Raw genomic sequence first — 23458 nt, 5'->3', positions numbered from 1 at the left:
ATGTTATTTATAGGCCAGTAATCCCGAGAGAATGTATGTCCGGAGTTCTTAATTCAGTTGACCAACGTACCAATTTAGTCGGTGAAAATCGTCTAGAGCTGTTGTTGTTCAGCTTAAATAGCCGTCAGATTTTTGCCATTAATGTATTTAAGGTCAAAGAGGTACTTAAGGTGCCTGTTATGACCAAGATGCCAGGGTCTCATCATAATATTACTGGTGTTGCCTCACTTCGTGGTGAGTCTGTCCCTGTGATTGATCTTCGAAGTGCTATTGGTTTTCCTCCTGCGAAAGATGACTGTCAGGAACAAAACCTGATCATTACTGAATACAATCGTTCAACACAGGGATTTTTGGTTGGGCAAGTTCGTAATATTGTGAATACCGCGTGGACTGAAATCCAGCCACCACCAAAAACGACAGGCCGAGCCAATTATTTAACCGCAATTACCCATGTTGAGGAAGATGACCGCTCTCATATTGTTGAGATCATTGACGTCGAAAAAGTATTGGCAGAAATCATTGATTACGATGTGTCTATTTCTGAAGGTATCCTAGATGAGGATCTTGCATCGCAAATGATCGGACGCAATGTGCTGATTGTTGATGATTCTTCAACTGCACGTAACCAAGTAAAGGGGACGCTCTCTCAGCTAGGGCTTAATATCATTGAATGCAGCGATGGTCTTGAAGCACTGAATTTACTTAAGTCTTGGTGTGATGAGGGGAAAGACATTTATTCTGAGCTACTCTTGATGATCACCGATGCTGAAATGCCCGAAATGGATGGGTATAAATTGACTTATGAAGTTCGAAATGACCCAAGAATGAAGGATTTGTACATTACTCTTAATACTTCTCTAAGTGGTAATTTTAACGAGGCTATGGTGGAAAAAGTTGGGTGTGATCGTTTCATCTCCAAGTTTCAACCTGACTTGTTAGTACAAGTTGCTCAGGACAGATTACGAAATGTTTTATCCGGCTAGATCTCAGTTTTTATCTGTTTTTGGAAGCTAACTCATCAATTTTGCTACAATTTAAAAGGTTTCAAAAACCGTACTATCTGTACTCTTTTATTTAAATACTTTTAGGTAGTTTCATTCTATGATCTTGATTGCAACGACATTAAGCATGTTATTGTGGAAAGTATGGAAGAAAAGGTGCACGGAAGCAGAAGTTGAATTGTAATTAACAGGTTCAACCACGGATTAAAATGGGAGGTTCTCCTCCCTTTTTATGCCTGAAATATTGTATGTTTAGATTTAAATACAACACAGAACAATGTCATTACCTGTTGAGATTAATGAAAATCTCTAGAGTGTGTATCTAGCTTTTCAAAATGTTCCGTTAAGTCAATTAATCGCCCTGCCATAATGTGTGTGACTTCGCCCTCTCGTTCTAATATGCCTTTCACCATCAATACTTTCGCAGTTAAGTAAGCTTGCTTTTGTGCTCTTGCTGTTGCTTTCCATACCACAACATTTATGTTGCCCGTGTCATCCTCTAGTGTGAAAAATGTTACGCCTGCTGCCGTGGCGGGGGACTGCCTTCCTGTTACTAATCCAACAACCGTCACCATGGATTGATGTGGTTTTTTAATCAGGTCTTTTTGACGAGTAAATCGCCCAAGTTGATTGGCTTTGTCGAGTAAGGTAATAGGGTGTTGGTTAAGAGAGACACCAGTTGTTGAAAAGTCTTCTAACAGCGTTTGCATATCACTGGGCGCTTCAATTTGGCGTTCATCTGAGTCATTCATACTCTGGAAAAGTGGCAAGTCAGTAATAGAGTCCATCATGCTCCAGCGAGCCTGATAGCGATTATGAGCAAACTCGTGCATGGCATTTGCAGAGGCCAAGAGCTCGATATCTCGCTTGTTTAAGCCAATGTGCTGTAACTGACTTGGGTGTTGATAGCCAGAGGTAGGGCGTGCTTTGATAAGCTGCTTCATCCCATCTCTACTTGCGCCTTTTATCTGCCGCAGCCCAAGGCGAATGGCTAACCCTGAGGCGTGAGGAACAACTAAATGTTGGTAGTCTGAGTGATTGACACAAATGGGAAGTACGGTGATGTTATGTCGTTTTGCGTCTTGGATGAGTTGAGCTGAGCTGTAAAAGCCCATCGGTAAACTATTGAGTAGTGACGTGTAAAATGCTTCTGGATAGTAGTGTTTTAACCATGAAGAGCAATACGCCAAGACGGCAAAGGATGCTGAGTGACTTTCGGGAAATCCATATTCACCAAAACCACAAATTTGATCGAAAATACGTTCCGCAAAATCACGGTCATAGCCACGAGATAGCATCCCATCAATCAGTTTGGTTTTAAACTTAATCAGCTCTCCACTTTTTTTCCATGACGCCATAGCACGACGAAGCTGATCGGCCTCACCGCCAGTAAATCCTGCCGCCACCATCGCAAGCTTAATCACTTGTTCTTGGAAAATAGGCACACCCATAGTGCGAGAAAGTACCTCTTTAACCTCTTCTGATGGATAGGTAACAGCTTCAATGCCATCACGCCTTTTTAAAAAGGGATGCACCATATCGCCCTGAATAGGACCAGGACGAACAATGGCAATTTGAATGACTAAGTCATAATAGCAAGCTGGCTTTAACCGTGGCAGCATGCTCATCTGCGCTCGTGATTCTATTTGGAATACGCCAACGGTGTCCGCACGTTGAATCATGGCATAGACATTGGGATCATCTTTTTTTCGCGTAATGTCCGCAATAGTGAGCGTTTTCCCGTGATGCTTTTCTACCAGAGCAAAGCACTTTCGAATTGCCGTGAGCATGCCAAGGGCAAGGACATCCACTTTAAGTAGCCCAAGGCTTTCTAAATCATCTTTATCCCACTGGATCACCGTACGATCGTTCATCGCTGCATTTTCGATAGGAACGAGTTCATATAAAGGCCCTGATGAAATAACAAAACCGCCAACATGCTGAGATAGATGACGCGGGAAGCCCATGACCTCATTGACCAGCGAGATAAAGTGTTGACCTTTTAATGAATCGGGTTTTAGACCAAGTTCAACTATTTGAGCTTGCCAACCGAGTTGGTGATCTCGACGGTTGATGTTTTTTATAAAAAAATCCAGCTGGGTTTCATTTATCCCTAAGGTTTTTCCAACGTCACGAATCGCACTTTTTAAGCGATAGGAGATAACGGAAGCCGCTAGTGCAGCACGCTCTCTGCCGTATTTTTTATAGATGTACTGAATAACCTCTTCACGTCTTTCGTGTTCAAAATCTACATCGATATCAGGCGGCTCATTGCGTTCTTTACTAATGAAACGCTCAAACAAGACGGAGACTTGCCTTGGGTCGACAGACGTGATTTCTAAGCAGTAGCAAACCACAGAATTGGCCGCTGATCCTCGACCTTGATAAAGAATATCTTGTCGCTTAGCAAACATCACAATGTCATGGATAGTAAGAAAGAAGAACGCATACTTGAGCCGTTCAATAAGCATCAGCTCTTTATCGATGATCTGTTCAATATGGTTTGGAACGCCATTAGGGAATCGACGCTGTTTACCTTGTTCAGTGAGCTGACGCAAATAGCTAATCGGTGTCATTTGATTTGGAATGAGTTCACTTGGGTATTCATAACGAAGTGAACTCAGCTCAAAATCGCAACGTTGAGCAATCGCGTGTGTCTCTGCTATCCATTCTGGCTTAAAAAGCTTCGCGATTTTTTCACGGCTGCGCAGTGCTCGCTCAGTATTAGTGATCATGTGCTGACCAATAGTATCAAGAGTACTGCCGTGTTTGATTGCGGTTAACGTGTGCTGCAGTGGAAGCCTTGTTGCGGTATGCATTAGAACGCCACCACAGGCGGTAATAGGTAGGTGAAACTCTGATGAGAGCATCTGGCAATGCGCAATGTACTCTTTATCGTTGGCGTTTAAGTGTCGTTGTAAACCAACCCAAAGGCGATGTGAGTGATGTTGATTGAGCCAATTCCCCCAATGATGATCGCTCTGTTCATAGCTAGGTAGCCACAGAATAAGACAGTGTTGAACAGACATAATATCCCATTCAGAAAGCTGATATTCGCCCTTACTTGCTCGTCTTCTTGCGTTAGTAATAATGCGGCAAAGTTCCGCGTATGCTTCTCTACTTGGGCAAAGTAAGATCAATTGGCATTCGGAATTAAGCCAAAACATGCTGCCAACAATTTGTTTGATGGCAAGTTGATGATCCTTAATCGCAGTATGTGCTCTGACGACCCCTGCAACTGAGCATTCATCTGTGATCGCTAAGGCGTGATAGCGTAAAAAATCTGCCTGAACGATAAGTTCTTCAGCATGAGAAGCCCCAGTTAGAAAGGAGAAATTACTTTGGCAAAATAGCTCAGCGTATTTCATTGCGTTACCTAGTTAGAGAAAGCTCAATTAAATCAGACACAGCTAGCTAAACTGGCCGTGTAAAAACCACTGCTTTTGATGGTCTCTAAACACCCAAATCCAACGTCCTTCAGTGCTACGGGCAATAAAGTAGTCACGAGTCATTTCATCAGCGTCCCACCAACCAGTCACAATGCGTTCTGGCCCACTGATGATGGTGGCTTTCTCTGTCAGTGGGTATGGCACAGGCTCCATGATAGAAGGTCGTAATCTAGGAGTTAACCGTGAGGTTTTATCCTTCGGAATTGAAGTGGGGTCACATAAAGTGGTGGACTTTTCTGGTCGTGGATCGTGTGTTTTGTAGACCTTACATACCCGATCCAGCCCTAGCTTGGCCTGCAGCAATGAGATCAGTTCTAATTCGGTTTGTTGGCCTTCTTTTCCACGAAAACTGGTCCCGCAGAAAATATCTTGTGTGGTGCTTTGGCGCTCACCACCTCGAGCAATGGTTAATGTGATGCCGTGAGTCGGGGCATTCAGTGCCATCGATTCAAAAGATAACCGGCACAATGTCGACCATTTAGCTGCTAAGTAGTCTCCGTTAGCCGAAGTAAAGCAGATCATTTGATCATCTTTATCTCGCAAGTGAAGTGTTAAACACAGCTCGTAGGCAACTTGATTACGCAGTGTTAAAAATAGCTCTAGTTGCATGAGTAGCTTCATAAGGGGCTTTTCTAGCCATAGCACGTTATCAATATCAAACAGTAGCTCTAAGTAGCGTTTAAAGGCTTCAGGTGGATGATAAAAGACAACAGGGTGCTTAAATTGGCCGAGTAGGCGTCCAACATAATTCACTAAGTCGATATTGAAGCGCTTAGCCAACTCCTGCATTGGCAGAGCAAGTAGCTCTTGAAACGTTTTAATGCCAATTCGACTCAGTTGTTCAACTTGCTTCTTATCAAGCTCACTTGTGGTTAAAAAATGAGACTTTATCTCTTCAATAATCGATTCTTTGTCGTTATAAATGCAGTTCTTCGCTGATTTTGAAAGTAACATCGCCGAATAGGGCGAAAACCCAGTTGAGAATTGATAGCGAAAGTTGAGCTTATTTAAGTGTCGGTGTATTGCTTGCCAGTAGCTATCAAGATCTTGATAAAGCGACAGCATATTGGTCACTTTGAGTAGAATCCCTTTTGATGGGAACAGAGTAATGTCGGAGGTCTTTAGATAAAGCCATTGAGCAATATGCGTTAGAGTTTGTTGCTCTGTTTTTCCGTCGTAGGCATGCACTTGCAGGTTTGAACACAGAGCAGCAGCACTACCAAGGCCCATTCCTATCTTAATCCCCTGATTGAGAGCTTCTTCATTTAACTGGACAATCTGATGTTTCTTTTCCTCAACGATGACTAAAGGCAACGTCGATTGCTCGGAAAAAAGCGCATCGAGTTGTAAGTATGGAAAATGAAGATAGAGCCACAATTGCACCGTTTAACCCTGTTTCAACAGCGGGAAAGGGACAATGATCGGAGACGTTTGATCAAGGGTTAGGCTTGGCCATAAATGTTCCATGTGAAGAATAAAACTTCCTTGAGGCCATCCTCCCTTGCGTTTGGTAATCGTCATTTCAAGGCCACTTCGATGAGGAGCTAATGTCATACTCAAACTCACGGGTAGTGAAAAGCGTCCTTGTTGTTGCTGACGGAAAATGAACTGTAAACAGTCACCCTCTTCACTGGCAACTTGCAGTCTTCGAGCTTGATGAACTTCTAGATCTGAATGCCATAGAAATACGTTGCTACAAGCGCCACTTTTTAAACACTGTTCTGCCGCCCACAATGCTTGTTGCTGAGTTTGAGGGTACATAATCAGAACCTTTTGATTATCAATATCTTCTGCTTCAAGTTGTTCAGCGCATAAGTAACCGGGAGGCTGAATAAATACCGACAACCGCTCAGTATCGTTCTGTTTAATATGGGGAAACATCAAGCGAAGCTCACCAATACCACTGAGAGATTGAACTTCAACGACCCCGTGTCTTGGGTAGCCACCTTCAAGCTTTTGATCCAGAGTTTCAAACCCTGTTGGTAAGTATTCACCAGAGATAGGGGTATGGGCACCTTGCCATATCATTTGGTTGTTTTTCAATTGTTCGATCAGTTCACACATATCAGTGCACACATAATTAACCTGTACATTTATACAGTATATATCATGGGAAGCATGCAGCAATAAAAAGATCAGGATTTTGGAATAAAGGAGTTAGTGCAGAATTCAGATAAGAAAATGCCCCACTGTATTGGTGAGGCATTGTGAAATACGTAAAGAGCATTTAACTTATTAAGTTATTTAGGCTGTGCGTCAATACATTGTCCGTGTAGTTCTTTCCCTTCTGGTGCCATTAAGTAGACGTACAGTGGGATAATATCTTTTGGCGTTTTTAGCAGCTCTACGTCTTCAGCAGGGAAGGCTTTAGCGCGCATACCTGTACGAGTACCACCTGGATTGATGGCATTAACTCGAATTGTTGAGTCAGAGACTTCATCAGCGAGAACTTGCATCATGCCTTCAGTGGCGAATTTAGAGATAGCGTACGCACCCCAATAAGCACGGCCAACGTGTCCAACGGTTGAAGTTGTAAACGTCACGCGTGCATCGTCTGATTTTCGTAGCAGTGGTAGCAAGGCTTGAGTCATCAAGAACTGAGCTTTGACATTTACCTGCATGACTTCATCAAACGTGTCTTCGCCAATTTGGTCAAATGGACTAATAACGCCAAGAAGGCTGGCATTATGTAAGACACCATCAAGACGGCCAAACTGACCTTGAATGGTCTCAACCATATCGATGTAATGCTGTTTTGTTGCGCCTTTCATATCCAAAGGGACAATAGCGGGTTGAGAAAAACCTGCATCGACGATTTCGTCGTAAGTTTGCTCTAATTTTTTAACGGTACGGCCAAGTAAAATAACCGTTGCTCCATGCTCAGAAAAACTCATGGCTGCTTGTTTGCCGATGCCTGCACCAGCGCCTGTGACTAAAATAACTTTATCTTTGAGGGCGTCTGCAGAAACTGAATAATCCACCGTAAGCTTCCTTATTGTTATGATTTTCTTTTTTTCTTTGTGATAAGACGGTTACAATAACCGAGTAGAACGAACAATACACTAATTCGCACATTTGAGGATATGACATTGGAATTTTTGTTGGACTATGGCCTGTTTTTGGCCAAGATTGCGACTGTCGTCGTCGCGATTATTGCGATTTTAGTTATTGCTAAAGCCGTTAGTGGTAAAGGAAGTGGGACTAAGGGTGAGTTAGAGATTACTAATCTGACAGAGCAGCACAAAGAGCGTGTTGAGCAGTTAGAACATCATCTACACGATGAGGCTTTTCTTAAAGCACGTGATAAAGCTGAGAAGAAAAGCGAGAAAGAGAAAACCAAGTCTCGTGAAAAAGACATTAAAAAAGCAGTAAAAGAAGGTGAGCTTGATTCAAAACGCGAACCACACCTGTTTGTCTTGGACTTCAATGGCAGTATTGATGCCAAAGAAGTGGCGTCGCTGCGTGAAGAAGTCACGGCTATTTTGGCGGTTGCACGTGAAGGTGATGAAGTGCTACTTCGTTTAGAATCTGGTGGCGGCATGGTACATGGCTATGGCTTGGCGTCGTCTCAACTTGATCGTATTAAAGCGGCTGGATTACCATTAAGCATCTCAGTTGACAAAGTAGCCGCAAGTGGCGGTTACATGATGGCGTGTATTGCCGACAAAATTATTTCAGCACCGTTTGCTATTGTTGGCTCAATTGGTGTGATTGCACAGCTTCCTAACTTTAATAAACTGCTTAAAAAGCACGATATTGAATTTGAGCAGTTAACGGCTGGCGAATACAAACGCACACTGACCATGTTTGGCGAAAACAGCGATAAAGCACGTGATAAATTCAAGCAAGAACTTGAAGAGACGCATGGACTATTCAAAGACTTTATTCGTGAGCGTCGCCCTGAACTTGATCTTGAAAAAGTGGCAACCGGAGAGCACTGGTTTGGTACTCAAGCCAAAGAGCTTGGTTTAGTCGACGAGATCAAAACATCTGACGATGTGGTTGTTGAAGCATGCAAAGATAAGACAGTATTGTCGATTCATTATGTGCAGAAGAAAAAAATCACCGACAAACTAGCTGGCGTTGCAGGTGAAGCGGCTGACAGTGTATTAATGAAACTGATTGCTCGTGGACAAAAGCCGATCGTTTAGTTACGCATAGTCATTAGCGTGCAGGTAACAACATAAAATTAAACGTTTAGCTTGAAGCTCTTGTTAACAGAGAAGAAAGGCTAGGCGTTTTTTTTTGTGCGGTATAAATGAACAATGTAAGCCAGCATTAAGCCTGATAAAGCGCCAAACAGGTGAGATTCAATGGCGACGCGAGCTTCAATTAAACCACTGGTCAATGCTGAAGCGCCAAAGCTATGCTCCCAAACGACTTTACCGGCTAATCCTAGCACCAGAAACCAACTGCTTTTACGACCTTGTAGGCTCTCACGAAGTGCATAATAACCAAACAGGCCATGTAGTGTTCCAGACAGTCCTGCGTAGAGTTGCATGTCGGTAAATAGGTTGCCAGTGCCTACAGCAACACTAGTCAAGATAAGTGGGATAATAAGCGCTCTTACACTGGGTTTAAAAATGAAGCAAATGAACCATAATCCGAGAAGGTTCATCGCTAGATGCGCAAAGTTGGTATGGGTGAGGTTTCCTGTTAGGATGCGCCACCATTGCCCTATATAAATGGCGTTAGCGTTCCACTCGACATAGGTTTGTAATGGCTCAAACTGTAAGCCGAAACAGATGATACTGATGACAGATAACAAAAGGTAAACGCGCAAGATATGTACCGATATTGTTTACAATGTGGAAAATCACACAAAGCTTGTATTTGTAGTTGGATTAAAAGCCTAACATCGAATGTGGAATTGATCATCCTTCAGCATTCGAGTGAAACACAACGTCCGATGGGAACGGCTAAAATATTAACGCTTTCACTAACAAATAGTTACTGCTTTGTTGGTGAAGACTTTAGCCAAGAACCAAAGCTCAATATCTTACTTAGTGATCCAGAATATACCCATTATATTATGTATCCGTGTGACGACTCTCAATGTGTTTCACCTGCGTTGTTACCATCTAACACCAGTGATTCAACAAGTAGATCAAAACATAAAAAAATAAGAGTCATTTTGCTTGATGGCACTTGGAAAAAAGCCTACAAGATGTGGCAGTTATCAGAAAACTTACATTGTCTTTCAATGCTGCATTTACCTAAAGGGCTGAAGGGGAATTATCGAATTCGTAAAGCCCCTACAGACAATAGCCTATCCACGGTAGAAGCAGGTTATCACTTGTTAAGCATCTTGCAGCCAGAGCTGGACTTTACGCCTTTGCTGACGGCATTTGATAATATGATTCAATTTCATATCAATCAAATGCCGGAAGGTGTCTTTGAACGTAATTATCGCAAAAGCCTGTCTGATTAAGGACTAACTACTAGAAAATAGCTGCTGGTGGAGTCGTTTCGCATGACCATCCGTCATCGCTGATATGTAATCTGCAATAACACGTAATTCAAGACTTTGGTTACCCGCAGCGAGTTGCCATTTCTTCTTTTCAACGTCTGGCAGTAGGCGTTCTGCATTTGCGCTTAACGCTTCGAACAGATCCATGATGATTTGCTGCCCTTTGTATTCAACCACTTGAACTTGTGGGATCTGAATGACATATTGGCTAACAAAACGTTTTAATATATCGAGTGCGTCGGCCATTTTTGGATCCAAATAGGCGTTGTACGCGAGTAACTTACTCTCAAATTTAGCATTAACCGTTTGAATGGTGACGCTAGTCAGTAGCGCGTTAACCATCCCCCCAATCGCATCTTTTCTTTGGTGGTGCTTACCTGAAAATAGCATCTCGGTGATAGAGGCAATATGTTCTTCAAACCAAGGCTCTCCGCATTCAGAAATGAGGCTCGCTGCCGCTTCTACCCATTGGTTACGATTGACCATTCCAAGCGCAATTGCATCTTCAAGGTCATGAACGCCATAGGCGATGTCGTCGGCAAGCTCCATGATTGAACAATCTAGAGATTTAAAGCGAGTTTTATTGTGTTGGTGGCTAGACAATGCAGGCGTACGCAGTTCACACAGTAAGGCTTGCTCATCACTAGATAGGGGTTTAATGACCCAATCGAAGAAGTGCTTGTCACAATCATAGATGCCTTTCGCGGGATGCCACTCTTTTGTTTTTAATCGGCGCTGATCAGAGATTGCTTTCGGCCGCTCTTTTGCTTGGGTTTGACTAAGAAAAGCAGGGTACTTGATAAGCCCTAGCAGTGCTCTTCGTGATAGGTTCATACCAAAATGTTCGGTATAGGGCTCAAGCTGTGTCACGATACGAAATGTTTGCGCGTTACCCTCAAATCCTCCGTGATCACGCATCATATAATTGAGTGCAATTTCTCCACCATGACCATAAGGCGGGTGACCAATATCATGAGCAAGACAAAGTGAATCAATCAAGCTGTCAGAAGGGAGTAACTCTCGAAACTCAGGTTGCTTTTTCTTAAGTTGAGCGACTATACCAGTACCTAGTTGGGCGGCTTCTAGTGAGTGAGTAAGGCGTGTTCGGTGGAAATCATCAACACTGTCACCATGAACTTGGGTTTTGGCTTGTAGGCGTCTAAAAGCAGCAGAATGCAAAATACGGGCGCGATCTCTTTGATACGGGCTGCGGTGATCATCTCGCCTGATTTTATGTTCATCGTCATGTCTATCTTGCCAAAGTGGGCTTAATTCAGACTCCATTCTCATGATCCTTTTGTAATGGATTACCTTTAACCAGATTAGATAGCCCAATGCTAAAGGAGAATATTAGGCTGTATAACTATAATGTACGGTCATTACGATAGTTTACAAGGTCACTCATTAGAATAGGTCTAGAAAAGTAATAACCTTGGCCAAGGTTACACTGATATTGATTCAGTTTACGATATTGCTCTAAAGATTCGATTCCTTCTGCGACGACTTTTAACGAATGAGAATCACCAATCGCGATGATCGCTTTAACCAGTGCATCACTTTGTTCGCTAACTAACAGTTTGTCGATAAAACTTCGGTCAATTTTAATTTCCGTTATTGGCAAGTTACATAGGTAGCTTAATGAAGAGAACCCTGTTCCAAAGTCATCCAGAGAAATAGAAAACTGGCATTCGCGGATCTGTTTCAGTATTGGAGTAACGAGTTCCAAATCGTTAATTAACACGTTTTCAGTGATCTCAACGGTAATACGCTTTCTGTCTATGCCGTTTGAATCCACAATCGCAGTGAGTTCTTCGACAAAGCCTTTAGCGATGAGTTGGCTTGGAGAGACGTTAATTGAAAGATCAATACTCTCAGCACTATTTGGATAGTGATCAATAATTTGTTTGCAAGAACGTTCAATGACAAATCGGCCAATTTCATGAATCAACCCAATCTCTTCTGCTTTGCGAATTAGCTCAACGGGTGAAACATGACCTAAGATGGGGTTTTCCCAGCGAATAAGTGCTTCCACGCCTTTAAGGTTGCCACTATTTAGGTCAATTTGAGGTTGATAGACCATATATAGTTCGTCGTTCTTGAGCGCGCAGCGAAGTTCTTTTTCAAGAGAGAGCTCATACTGAACTTGCTGATTTATCGATTCATCGTAGAAAAGAACATGACCTTTTTTACGAGCTTTCGAGGTGTAAAGTGCGGTATCTGCTTTAGCAATAAGATCTTCGGCGTAATGAGCATCTTGAGGGTAAAGAGCGACACCGACACTACAACTCGAAGAGATCACTTTTCCTGAAATGGTGAAATCTTTGGTTAATAGGTCACAAATATCGAGCCCTATTTTTTCAGCATCTAGGACACAGGATAAGTTAGAAAAGCAGAATACAAACTCATCACCGCCAAATCGTGCAACAATATCCTCTTTGCCAAGTAATGTTTCAAACTGAGAGCCAACTTTAGCCAGCAGGCGATCCCCAGTTGAGTGACCAAATGCGTCATTCACTTTTTTAAAATCATCCAGGTCGACGAACATAATGGCTAAAAAGTTTCCATTGTCTCGACTTTTTTCAAGTTGTTGTTCGATGAACTCAATAAGAAATAGTCGGTTGGGCAACTCGGTTAAGCTGTCATGCAGTGCAAGATATTGGAGTTTATCTTTGGTCTCTTCAAGTTCATGGAAGTCTTGTTTAATCTGTTTTTGAAAGCGCATGAAACGTCGCCCTACGGCATCACCTATATACCAGGAGAGCGCGGCCAACAGCAATGAAGCAATGAGACTAAAAAAAGTAATTTTTAGAACCTCTTCAGAGTTCTTTTGCTCGATAGAATATTGCCTTTTATCAATAAAACTCTCGATCTCTTGGGTGTAGACACCGGTTCCAAGAATCCAATCCCAATCTGGAAGGTAGCTAAGATAGCTAAGCTTGTCTGGCTCTGTAGTACCAGCAGGTAGATAGCTTGATCTATAGTTTATGAAGCCACCGCCTGTGAGTCCTTTATCAACAATCCTTTTTATATAAAAGTCACCGTTGATATCTTGCGCACCCAATCGCTCAATACCAATAAGTGCTTTGTTAGGGTGAGAAAGCAACACGCCCTTACTGTCCATGACATAAACATATCCGCCATTGCCATATTGATAGCCGGATATACGTTTTAAAAGGCGAGACTTAATATCTTGCTCTACATCGACAACGTATTCGCCTGTACCAATAAACCAATCAAATGGTTTGAAGTGAGAGACATAACCAATTTTGTCGAATTCCTTATCAACCTGATCCGGTTTACTCCACCACCAGCGGTGAAAGCCTTGCTTTTGACTAATCGCGACATTGGAGAGCTCTTGAATTACGTATGACCCACGAACATCCTGCAAATCCCACAATGATTTTCCTTCAATATGAGTCAAGATAGGGTGCATGATATTGATGCCATCGAGCTTGTAGATAAAAAAGTAACCACGACCATTATTGAAACGTACTTCACGTAGTGCGTCGGTGATCATTTCCGTAACAGCCGACTCGCTAAGCCCTGGGTTTTGTAGGTAGATGTTTTCTGCGATTGCTATCGCTTCATCAACACGATTTTTTATGTCTTGTTTAAGAATGGTTTCAGTATTGGCTTTCTCAAACTCAATCTGCTCTCTGATATTGGTTACTCGGTATTGAATCGCCTCTCGCTGTGTCTGGTAAAAATTGTCACGCAGAGATGAGATGTCTTCTCGTAGGGCTGAACGATTGGCAGAGAGAATGATAGTAATTAATATAACTACAAAAATGCCAATGATTATCATCGGAAGATATTTGATCAGGTATAGAAGCTTTCGGTCACCAGTCAAAGACACAACCGTCCTCTTATAAATATGCTTATTGAGTAAAGTGTAGTTAAGCATTTAAGAGTTGGTAGCCGTTAGGTGATTTCATCAAGGGATAACTCGAAGCTAGGAGCAAAGGTATTGAGGAAATAGTCCATTTCATCAGTGCGCCTCTCTCTTAGAGTGACATCTAGGCGCTTTTTGGCCAACGCATATTCATGATTGCCCGCACTGAGTTCCTCTAAGCATTTTAGGTATGCACAGATGGTGTCTGCTTGTTTTACCACGGCAGCGTCTTCTGGGTGGGCTTCTTGCGTAATGAGGTAGGGGGCAAAGTCCTCGCGAAACTCTTCAGGCAGCATTGACAACAGTTTTTTCTCCGCCGCGGCCTCGATTTTCTTATACTCCTTTGCTATTTCGGCGTTGTAATACTTAACAGGCGTAGGAAGATCGCCTGTGAGTACTTCACTGGTGTCATGGTACATCCCCAAAATAGCGATACGCTCTGGGTTGAGTTGTCCGTTAAATTTTTTATTTTTGATAACCGCTAGCGCATGAGCGACGAAAGCGACTTGAAGGCTGTGCTCTGAGATATTTTCGGTTGAAATAGAGCGCATCAAAGGCCAGCGCTGAATCAGCTTCATACGTGCGAGGTGAGCAAAAAAATGGCTCTCTTTTACTGCGGACTTATCTTCCATAGCGTTGACATCCTTAAGTATCACTCTTTCTTAAAGCATAAGCTAAAAGCATAAGTTAAATTGTCTTAAACAAAAATGGACACTCTCTCACTTTATGAGTAATCACTCATATATGAAAAAGTATCCATTAAGAAGCGCTCTCCATGGCTTCAGGTATTATCAGTAAACTAGCTACTGGCGATACGTCGTCAGGAAGCGTTCAAAGCGTCCAATAGCGGTTTCTAGGTCCTCTATATGTGGCAGAGTCACAATACGGAAGTGATCTGGTTTAGGCCAATTGAAGCCACTCCCTTGTACAAGTAGAACTTTCTCTTGAATCAAAAAGTCGAGCACCATTTTTTGGTCATCTTTGATGCTGTACTTCTTGGTGTCGATTTTCGGGAATAGATACATCGCTCCTTTTGGTTTCACACAAGAAACGCCGGGAATTTGGTTAATTAGTTCCCATGCTCTATCACGCTGCTCTAGTAAACGACCACCAGGTAAGATCAACTCGTTGATGCTTTGGTAGCCACCAAGCGCAGTTTGGATTGCGTGTTGCATCGGCACATTGGCACACAAACGCATTGAGGCGAGCATTTCTAAACCGGATATATAACCTGCGGCGGTATGTTTAGGGCCGGTTAAGAACATCCAACCACCACGGAAACCACACACTCGGTAAGCTTTAGATAGACCGTTAAACGTCACAACCAATACGTCTTCTGTCAGTGTTGCAATTGAGGTGTGAGTCGCGCCGTCGTACAAAACTTTGTCATAGATTTCATCGGCAAAAATGATCAGTTTGTGTTTACGGGCAATTTCGATCACTTCAAGCAAGAAGTCTCGGCTATACACCGCACCAGTTGGATTGTTTGGGTTAATTAGAACGATACCGCGAGTCTTTGGCCCGATCTTCTTTTTAATATCATCAAGATCTGGATACCAATCAGACTCTTCATCACACATGTAGTGAACGGCTTTACCGCCTGACAGCGCAACAGACGCCGTCCAAAGTGGATAGTCTGGTGAGGGTACTAGCATTTCGTCGCCGTTATTTAGCAACGCTTGCATCGCCATAACGATTAACTCAGAGACACCATTGCCAATATAGACATCTTCGACATCAAGAGAGTGGATGCCTTTTTTCTGATAATGCTGAACGACTGCTTTACGAGCAGGGTAGATCCCTTTCGAATCACAGTAGCCTTGAGAAGTAGGAAGGTTACGAATTACATCAACAAGGATTTCGTCTGGGGCGTCAAAACCAAATGGGGCGGGATTGCCAATATTCAGCTTAAGAATTTTATGCCCTTCTTCCTCCATGCGTTTAGCATGTTTGAGTACTGGACCCCTAATGTCGTAGCAGACATTATCGAGTTTTGACGACATCCCGATATTTTCCATTGCACAATCCCTAAAAATGATTCAATTCTATATTTAAAGTATCTTAATTTAGGGTTTGATAGAATTAAAATCTGCCATTTATTTAGCTGATGATTAATCTTTGTACGTTTGTTATCACAGGAATATGTAAAAAATGGGAGACAGCCTTGATTTGAGGGAAGTCTATAAATAAAGTAGCCATCTAATAATAGCAATGTCATCGATATAAGAGGTTGGTTTGTCTCATTTTCATCAAGCTGTTTCTGAACTTATTGAACGTGTAAAGAGCGCCAAAGAGGGCGAAGTACGTCTAGTTCAAGTTCTTGAGGAAAACCCAAATTTTGCTTTTATAGACTGGTTAGAAGCGCAGCCAATTTTTCCAAAATTTTATTGGCAATCAAGAGATACTCGTGAAGAGGTCGTTGCACTCGGCCAATTGTATACTTTTTCTGATCCCGCTCCTGCTTATGCCATATTAGGTGAAGACCAACGCATCTGGGGTGGTCGATCGTTTGATGGTAATACGGAAAAAAACCGCCGCTGCATGCCTTCGTTTTTCTTTTTACCACAGGTTGAGTTGATTCGATTTGATGATACTTGGTCTCTTGCCGCTAATATCACAACAGACAAACACCGTACTTTAGCAACATTAAACAAACTGAAAGGCGATGTAACTCCACTGCTTCCTTTGTCTTCTCATATCGACAGTGTTAGCCACACACCAAGTAACAGTGAATGGCAATATTTAGTCGATAAGGTACTGTATGGCATCGCAGTTGGTGATTTTAAAAAGGTTGTGCTCGCTAGAAAAACTGTACTTCAGCTTGATAAGCCGGTGTGCGCTGCTCAATTACTCAAAGCCAGCTACCAAAAAAATCATCACAGTTTTCACTTCTTGATGTCACTTGATCAGAAACACAGCTTCATGGGCTCAACCCCAGAGCGTTTATATTCTCGTTTAGGTCAGGAGCTTCATACAGAAGCGTTAGCGGGTACGATTGGCCGCGGTGTCAATGCGACTCAAGATATGAAATTAGCCAATTGGCTCTCGCAAGATACAAAGAACCTGAATGAAAACCAGTATGTTGTGGATGACATCGTTGATCGCTTAACGCCGCATTCCGAAGATATCTATGTTGAGCAAGACACTCGTTTGGTTAGGTTGCGGAAGGTTCAGCACCTAAAACGAAGTATTCGAGCGCATTTACACAAAGGTACCAATGGTGTTCAGTTGTTAAGTGCCCTCCAGCCTACTGCTGCTGTCGCGGGGTTGCCTCGTAAAGAATCAATCGAATTTATTCGTCAACATGAACCTTTTGCCCGTGGGTGGTATGCGGGTTCGGTTGGCTATGTGAGTCATCAAAAAGCGGAATTTTGTGTTGCTATACGAAGTGCACTTGTACTTAATGATCAAGTTCAGCTGTTTGCTGGGGCAGGCATTGTACCGGGTTCTGTCGCGAGCCATGAGTGGCAAGAGTTGGATAAAAAAATGTCTACGCTGCTCTCGCTAATTTCAGACAGTACTCCACTAGGTGTTGCATCATAATGGCTCATCAAGCAGTGATGAATCGAATATGGTGTGAAGTGATTCTAGAAGAGTTGACTCGCTTTGGTGTTACTGACGTGTGTATTGCTCCCGGTTCACGATCAACACCATTAACGCTTGAAGCTGATGCGAACGCTAAGCTAAACATACATACCCATTTTGACGAACGTGGTTTAGGTTTTTTGGCGTTAGGTTTGGCCAAAGCGAGCAAAAAGCCCATTGCTATTATCGTCACCTCTGGCACCGCGGTTGCTAATTTACTTCCTGCTATAGCTGAAGCGAAATTAACCGGCGAGAAGTTAGTTGTATTGACGGCTGATAGGCCACAACAATTAGTGGGTTGTGGTGCTAATCAAGCCATTGCCCAGCAAGGTATCTTTTCATCGCATGCGAGTGCCGCTCTTAATCTTCCCAGCCCATCGGATAGCGTCAGTTTAAATTGGTTGCTATCGAGTATTGATGAGGTCATGCACCAGCAAAACCAAGTTGGTTCAGCGGTACACATTAACTGTCCATTCCCTGAACCTCTTTACTCGGTTCATGATAAAAGCATATTTGATGATTATCTTACGACAATACAAATGTGGCAGAACTCTACACAGCGTTACACACAACAATGTTGTGGTCACATTGATCATTTAGTTCACCCTGATCTTTTTACTAAAAAGGGCATGGTGATTATCGGTAGTGTGAGCTTAGATGAGGCAAACCAAGCGTTGGAACTTGCTTCGACATTAGGCTGGCCGGTGTTGTGTGACCCACAATCTGGTGTGAGCAGTGATTGGGTTCATTATGACTTGTGGCTGCAGATGAAAAGCGAATCAATGGAGTCTCAATCGATTCTGACCCAATGTGAAGCCGTTGTGCAGTTCGGTTCAAGAGTTATCTCTAAACGACTCAACCACTGGCTTGAGAAACACATATCAACCACAGGCTGTGATTATTTCTATATTGATCCAAGTACTGTTCGAAATAACCAATCACACTTGAACCAAATTCATTGTGTAGCGAATATTTCGAACTGGGTGCAGACGCAGTTAAAAAGGTTAACCCACTCCAATGTTGAGGCTGGGAATTGTGGCTGGGCTGATGATCTTAAATTTCTATCGACAGTAGTAAAGATTGAAGCTCGTAATCAGTTAGAGAGCGGTGATGATCTAACTGAAGTTAGTTTGGCCTATTCAATAACACAGCTTCAACAATCGTTGCCTAAAGAGGTTTCATTCTTCTTTGGGAATAGCCTTTTTGTTCGTCTTGTCGATATGTTTTCATCATTGGAAAAGCGTGACATATTTACGAATAGAGGGGCGTCCGGTATTGATGGTTTGGTTGCCACGTCGGCCGGTGTACAGCGCTCAACACAACAACCAATGATTCTATTTATCGGTGATACGTCGCTGCTTTATGATTTCAATTCATTGGCGTTATTCACTCATCAAGAGACACCCGTTGTGGTTTTGGTTACGAACAATGATGGCGGAGCAATTTTCGATCTACTGCCTGTACCTGAAGCGCAAAAGCAGGCACTTTATCAAATGCCTCATGGCTACCAATTTGAGTATGCAGCTAAGCAATTTGGTTTGGCCTACGATAGGCCGAATACTCTTTCAACTTGTCTTGAAACAATGACAAACCATCTCACTGAAGGGCATGGCGCTTTAATTATTGAAGTTCAAACACCGCCAAATCAGGCCTCCACCCAGCTAAAAGAGTTCTATAAACTTATTCATGCTTCATAGTCATCAGTATAATCGACCGCACACTATAGAAAAACCAACGATGGTTTTTCTTCATGGGTTGCTTGGTAGTGGCAGTGATTGGCAGCCCTGTATTGATCTTCTTAAGCAATATTCGTGTATTACCCTCGATCTTCCCGGTCATGGTCAAAGTACGAGCATGACGTGCTACGACTTTGATGATTGTTGCGCTATGATTTCCAACACACTGGACTCATTACTTCCCCCTAATCAACCTGTGATTCTAATTGGTTACTCCATGGGTGGAAGAGTCACGATGCACGGTGTTGCTAATCAACACTTTTTATCACTAAACCTTCAGAGTCTGATTATTGAAGGTGGTAACTTTGGTCTTCAGAATCAAAACGATAAACAAGTAAGGCTAGTGAGTGATACTCATTGGGCTAATCGATTCATTCATGAGCCAATTGAGCAGGTGTTAATCGATTGGTATCAGCAAGGTGTTTTTTCTTCACTAAATCATGAGCAAAGACAAGTATTAGTACTCAAGCGTAGTGCTAATCTTGGCTCTTCTGTTGCCAATATGCTGCTCGCGACATCATTAGCGAAGCAAGATCATTTGTTAGAAGCGATCAAAGAGCAGAAGACACAAGTGCATTATGTTTGTGGTGAGAAAGACAATAAATTTAGTCAGATTGCTCGTGAAAGTGGTCTGTCATTTAATCAAGTAATCGGTGTTGGGCACAACGTTCATCAAGAGAGCCCGCACGCCTTTGTGCAAATTATAAATGAACATGTGATGTTGAATTTATAACGATGCAAGACATTATGCTCGCTAAAACGAGCGACTAATTGAACAAATGGATATTAAGATGGCAAAAACTGTAGGCATTACCGAAGAAGAACTTTATGCACCTGCCGAATGGCAAGATTGTACTAACGAATACGAAGATATTCAGTATCATAAATCTGCAGATGGCATTGCAAAAATCACGATTGCACGTCCTCAAGTGCATAACGCATTTCGCCCGCAGACCGTAAAAGAGATGATTGATGCATTAGCGAATGCTCGATATGACGAAAAAGTCGGTGTCATCATCCTAACGGGTTTAGGTGAGAAAGCATTTTGCTCTGGGGGCGATCAAAAAGTTCGTGGTAACTATGGTGGCTATCAAGATGATAGCGGTACACACCATCTCAATGTTTTGGATTTCCAGCGTCAAATTCGTACCTGTCCTAAACCTGTTATTGCAGCCGTTGCTGGTTGGGCTGTTGGTGGCGGTCATGTTTTACATATGATGTGCGACTTAACGATTGCCGCTGAAAATGCTCAGTTTGGCCAAACAGGACCTAAAGTTGGTTCGTTTGATGGTGGTTGGGGAGCTTCTTACATGGCAAGGATTGTTGGCCAAAAGAAAGCTCGCGAAATTTGGTTCTTATGCCGTTTCTATGATGCACAAGAAGCGCTAGATATGGGCCTTGTGAATACAGTTGTTCCGGTTGAAGACCTTGAGAAAGAGGCGATTCGTTGGTCTCGTGAAACTCTGCAGCATAGTCCAATGGCACTTCGTTGCTTGAAAGCGGCACTCAATGCTGATTGTGATGGTCAAGCCGGCTTGCAAGAGTTAGCGGGTAACGCGACGATGATGTTCTACATGACAGAAGAGGGTCAAGAGGGGCGCAATGCATTTAACGAAAAACGTCGACCTGATTTCGATAAGTACCCGCGTAATCCTTAAAAAGGTTTGGCCAAAACTATACGTTGTTTAAGTAACCTATATATTGCTTAGGTAAGCTATTGCTCGAGTGATACATAGCCGATAGGCAAAATGCACGAAGTATTGAGGTGCATTTTGTTTATCGAGAAAAGAAATATCGGCATTCTGCGGTCTATTTAAACTGAAGCTTTAGATTAAGTAAGTTAGAGATGAACTTATGACCTGATTAGATGGTCTATGTAGTACTCATGATCGCGCATCAAACAAGCGGAATCTTATATGAAATCAGCCAAACTGTATCGTTATCAATTACCTATGGATAGCGGTGTTATTCTACGAAACCATAAGCTGACCGAGCGTGTTGGCTACGTGGTGGAACTTACCGAAAATGGCCGTACAGGACGCAGTGAGATAGCCCCACTTCTAGGCTTTAGTGTTGAAACAACAGAAGAAGCCGGAATTCAAGCTCAGCAACAGCTAGAGATGTGGGTTTCTGGGCAAAGCTTTGACTACAACGAATTGTACCCATCTGTCGCGTTTGGTCTTTCAATGGCAGAACTTGAACTGTCGGGTGAATTACCGAAAGAAGGTAACTACCGCGCTGCGCCTTTATGCAGCGGAGACCCAGATGAATTGATTCCTGTATTGAGCGCGATGGAAGGAAAGAAAGTTGCGAAAGTAAAAGTGGGTTTATACGAACCTATTCGTGATGGAATGATTGTTAGCTTATTACTAGAGTCTATTCCCGATCTCTCTCTACGCTTAGACGCAAATCGTTCTTGGTCTTTGGATCAAGCGCAGAAATTTGCAAAATATATAGCGCCATCACTTCGCCAGCGAATTAACTACCTAGAAGAACCTTGTATGGCACCTGGAGATAGTTTTTCTTTGGCTATGGATACAGGAATAGCGATAGCTTGGGATGAAACACTTCAGCATGCCGTACAAAAACACGACTTTGCTTTAGAAGATCTGACCGGAGCTAAAGCGATTGTTATTAAGCCAATGTTAATTGGTTCGGTTCAGCGTTGTATTGAATTAATCGAAAAAGCAAAAGTACTGAGCATACAAGCCGTTATTAGCTCAAGTATCGAATCTAGCCTTGGCTTAGATCAACTTGCTCGCTTCTCTAAATGGCAACTTCCAGAAGAAGTTCCTGGCTTAGATACGTTAAATTTATTTAAGAGCCAGCTTGAAACACCTTGGCCTGACTCTACTCTACCCATTTCCCGTTTGGATGACCAACAACTGATGTGGCAGTCATAGTGTCAACGACAACGGTATCTATTAAAAAATGGGCTCAAAGGAGCCCATTTTCTTGCGCACTCATTACCCCCGAACATAATTACACTTGGGCTCAATTGACTGGTGAAATTCATCAGTTTTCTGCGCAACTACGATCGCAAGGTGTAAAGCAGGGCGATGTGGTCACCATCGTTGGTAAGAACCAAACAGAATCACTGCTTGTCTATTTAGCTTGTTGTGAGTTAGGTGCAATTACTGCTTTAACGATGCCACAGCCTTTGTCTGCGTTAACTCAAAAACTTAATTGTTTGTACAAACAACAGCAGTCTCGATATCTATGGTTAACCGATGATGTTTGGCTCGGTTTTTCAGATCAAGAACAGCAAGACTTAGAAACCAGTTGCAGTTTGCTGGCGTTCGATACGTCTACCGACAGATCCGAAGTTGAGCCTCTTAGTAAAATAAACACCGATGATTTAGCATCAGTCATCTTCACCTCGGGTTCAACTGGCTTGCCTAAAGCGGTCGCTCATAGCTTTGCTCAGCATTTTGCTTCAGCTCAAGGGCTAATGAAAGAATTTAGTTATGGTACTGCGGATACGTGGCTGTTGAGTTTGCCGATGTATCACGTGTCTGGTTTGGCCATCGTTTACCGTTGGTTGGCTGCTGGTGGTTGTTTGAAGTTAGGCGTAGGGGATCTGTGCAAAGATATACAAGATGTGACCCATGCTTCACTTGTTGCTACGCAATTAAGTCGCTTGATCGCGAGCGACCAGCCTTTGGCGTTATCGAGAGTTCTACTCGGTGGAAGTCATATACCACAAGAATTGACAAAAAAATGTGCGAGTTTCGGTATCGATACATGGCTAGGTTATGGTATGACAGAAGCGGCTTCTACTGTAACCGCCAAACAGATTGATGATAATCCAACAGCAGGAAAATTGTTGCCAAATCGACGCCTAAAAATTGAAGGTAACCGGATCTATATTGGTGGTGAAACACTAGCAAAAGGCTATTTTTTTCAAGGAAGCATCACACCATTAATTGATCTGGAAGGTTGGTTTGACAGTAAAGATTTGGGTCAATGGGAAGGTGACGAATTACGTATTATGGGTCGGGCTGATAACCAGTTTATTTCTGGCGGTGAGAATATTCACTGTGAAGAAATTGAAGCGCAATTGAATCAACATCCCGATATTGTTCAGTCTATCATAGTCCCGATTGAAGATAGTGAATTTGGTCATCGTCCTGTCGCTATCATTGAAAGCTCTATACCTATAGATGAACTCGATATTGTGGATTATTTGCAGCATAGATTAGAAAGATTTAAATGGCCTGTTTCATATTATCTTATGCCACAGGAGATGCTGAATTCCGGTATTAAAGTGTCGAGAAGTGCATTAAAGAAGTGGCTAGAAAGCCGAGTAAAGTGAAGTGCAGAAT

18 protein-coding genes are annotated in these 23458 nt (G+C 42.7%); 9 read left to right on the top strand and 9 right to left on the bottom strand.

The features are described from left to right. The first annotated feature begins 35 nt into the window (after positions 1-35). The gene (locus tag L4C54_RS04250; RefSeq protein WP_428801351.1) at positions 36-983 is read left to right on the top strand and encodes a chemotaxis protein CheV; all 948 of its coding nucleotides are present in this window, start codon (positions 36-38) and stop codon (positions 981-983) included. Between the two features lie 314 nt (positions 984-1297). On the opposite strand, the gene L4C54_RS04245 is transcribed toward L4C54_RS04250, so the two are convergent. The 4 genes from L4C54_RS04245 to L4C54_RS04230 all read right to left on the bottom strand — a co-directional run bounded on the left by L4C54_RS04245 (position 1298) and on the right by L4C54_RS04230 (position 7431). Further along, a complete protein-coding gene (locus L4C54_RS04245) occupies positions 1298-4369 on the bottom strand; it encodes an error-prone DNA polymerase (protein ID WP_428807208.1) in 3072 nt (1023 codons plus the stop codon). Positions 4370-4411: 42 nt separating this feature from the next. Further along, positions 4412-5833, bottom strand: coding sequence for a Y-family DNA polymerase (locus L4C54_RS04240; protein WP_428801353.1), 1422 nt, complete (start codon positions 5831-5833; stop codon positions 4412-4414). 3 nt (positions 5834-5836) lie between these two features. Next, positions 5837-6514 carry a translesion DNA synthesis-associated protein ImuA gene (gene imuA / locus L4C54_RS04235; protein ID WP_428807207.1) on the bottom strand — a complete coding sequence of 226 codons (678 nt, stop codon included), beginning with the start codon at positions 6512-6514 and terminating at the stop codon, positions 5837-5839. Positions 6515-6690: 176 nt separating this feature from the next. Further along, positions 6691-7431 carry a YciK family oxidoreductase gene (locus tag L4C54_RS04230; RefSeq protein WP_428807206.1) on the bottom strand — a complete coding sequence of 247 codons (741 nt, stop codon included), beginning with the start codon at positions 7429-7431 and terminating at the stop codon, positions 6691-6693. Between the two features lie 108 nt (positions 7432-7539). Here L4C54_RS04230 and sohB point away from each other — a divergent pair, with 108 nt between their 5' ends. Beyond that, positions 7540-8601: a protease SohB gene (gene sohB / locus L4C54_RS04225; protein WP_428807205.1), complete on the top strand. Its 1062-nt coding sequence runs from the start codon at positions 7540-7542 to the stop codon at positions 8599-8601. A gap of 80 nt (positions 8602-8681) precedes the next feature. Here sohB and rrtA read toward each other — a convergent pair whose 3' ends face one another. Next, entirely contained in the window at positions 8682-9233 is a 552-nt protein-coding gene (rrtA, locus tag L4C54_RS04220; protein ID WP_428807204.1) for a rhombosortase, read from the bottom strand. A 3-nt stretch (positions 9234-9236) separates the two neighbouring features. Here rrtA and L4C54_RS04215 point away from each other — a divergent pair, with 3 nt between their 5' ends. Beyond that, positions 9237-9881, top strand: coding sequence for a tRNA-uridine aminocarboxypropyltransferase (locus L4C54_RS04215; protein WP_428807203.1), 645 nt, complete (start codon positions 9237-9239; stop codon positions 9879-9881). Between the two features lie 3 nt (positions 9882-9884). On the opposite strand, the gene L4C54_RS04210 is transcribed toward L4C54_RS04215, so the two are convergent. From L4C54_RS04210 to L4C54_RS04195, 4 genes are all read right to left on the bottom strand, one after another. Then, positions 9885-11204: an anti-phage deoxyguanosine triphosphatase gene (locus tag L4C54_RS04210; RefSeq protein ID WP_428807202.1), complete on the bottom strand. Its 1320-nt coding sequence runs from the start codon at positions 11202-11204 to the stop codon at positions 9885-9887. A 79-nt stretch (positions 11205-11283) separates the two neighbouring features. Next, positions 11284-13776, bottom strand: coding sequence for a bifunctional diguanylate cyclase/phosphodiesterase (locus L4C54_RS04205; RefSeq protein WP_428807201.1), 2493 nt, complete (start codon positions 13774-13776; stop codon positions 11284-11286). A 65-nt stretch (positions 13777-13841) separates the two neighbouring features. Next, positions 13842-14444, bottom strand: a complete 603-nt coding sequence (gene yfbR, locus L4C54_RS04200) for a 5'-deoxynucleotidase (protein ID WP_428807200.1) — start codon at positions 14442-14444, stop codon at positions 13842-13844. 171 nt (positions 14445-14615) lie between these two features. After that, positions 14616-15830 carry a pyridoxal phosphate-dependent aminotransferase gene (locus L4C54_RS04195; RefSeq protein ID WP_428801362.1) on the bottom strand — a complete coding sequence of 405 codons (1215 nt, stop codon included), beginning with the start codon at positions 15828-15830 and terminating at the stop codon, positions 14616-14618. Positions 15831-16047: 217 nt separating this feature from the next. On the opposite strand from L4C54_RS04195, the gene L4C54_RS04190 reads away from it, so the two are divergent. The 6 genes from L4C54_RS04190 (at position 16048) to menE (ending at position 23448) form a co-directional block, all read left to right on the top strand. Next, positions 16048-17355: an isochorismate synthase gene (locus tag L4C54_RS04190; RefSeq protein WP_428807199.1), complete on the top strand. Its 1308-nt coding sequence runs from the start codon at positions 16048-16050 to the stop codon at positions 17353-17355. Further along, entirely contained in the window at positions 17355-19094 is a 1740-nt protein-coding gene (gene menD, locus L4C54_RS04185) for a 2-succinyl-5-enolpyruvyl-6-hydroxy-3-cyclohexene-1-carboxylic-acid synthase (RefSeq protein WP_428807198.1), read from the top strand. Before L4C54_RS04190 ends, menD begins: the two co-directional genes overlap by 1 nt. Beyond that, the gene (gene menH, locus L4C54_RS04180; RefSeq protein ID WP_428807197.1) at positions 19084-19866 is read left to right on the top strand and encodes a 2-succinyl-6-hydroxy-2,4-cyclohexadiene-1-carboxylate synthase; all 783 of its coding nucleotides are present in this window, start codon (positions 19084-19086) and stop codon (positions 19864-19866) included. Before menD ends, menH begins: the two co-directional genes overlap by 11 nt. A gap of 58 nt (positions 19867-19924) precedes the next feature. After that, positions 19925-20791 carry a 1,4-dihydroxy-2-naphthoyl-CoA synthase gene (menB, locus tag L4C54_RS04175; protein WP_428801366.1) on the top strand — a complete coding sequence of 289 codons (867 nt, stop codon included), beginning with the start codon at positions 19925-19927 and terminating at the stop codon, positions 20789-20791. 258 nt (positions 20792-21049) lie between these two features. Next, the gene (gene menC / locus L4C54_RS04170; RefSeq protein ID WP_428807196.1) at positions 21050-22036 is read left to right on the top strand and encodes an o-succinylbenzoate synthase; all 987 of its coding nucleotides are present in this window, start codon (positions 21050-21052) and stop codon (positions 22034-22036) included. Continuing rightward, a complete protein-coding gene (gene menE, locus L4C54_RS04165) occupies positions 22036-23448 on the top strand; it encodes an o-succinylbenzoate--CoA ligase (RefSeq protein WP_428807195.1) in 1413 nt (470 codons plus the stop codon). Before menC ends, menE begins: the two co-directional genes overlap by 1 nt. Positions 23449-23458 lie beyond the last annotated feature (10 nt).

It is taken from the genome of Vibrio lamellibrachiae (genome assembly GCF_050337265.1).
Taxonomy (GTDB): domain Bacteria; phylum Pseudomonadota; class Gammaproteobacteria; order Enterobacterales; family Vibrionaceae; genus Vibrio; species Vibrio kyushuensis.
Note: the sequence above shows the minus strand (reverse complement) of the source record. Positions and strands in the feature narration are given on the sequence as shown.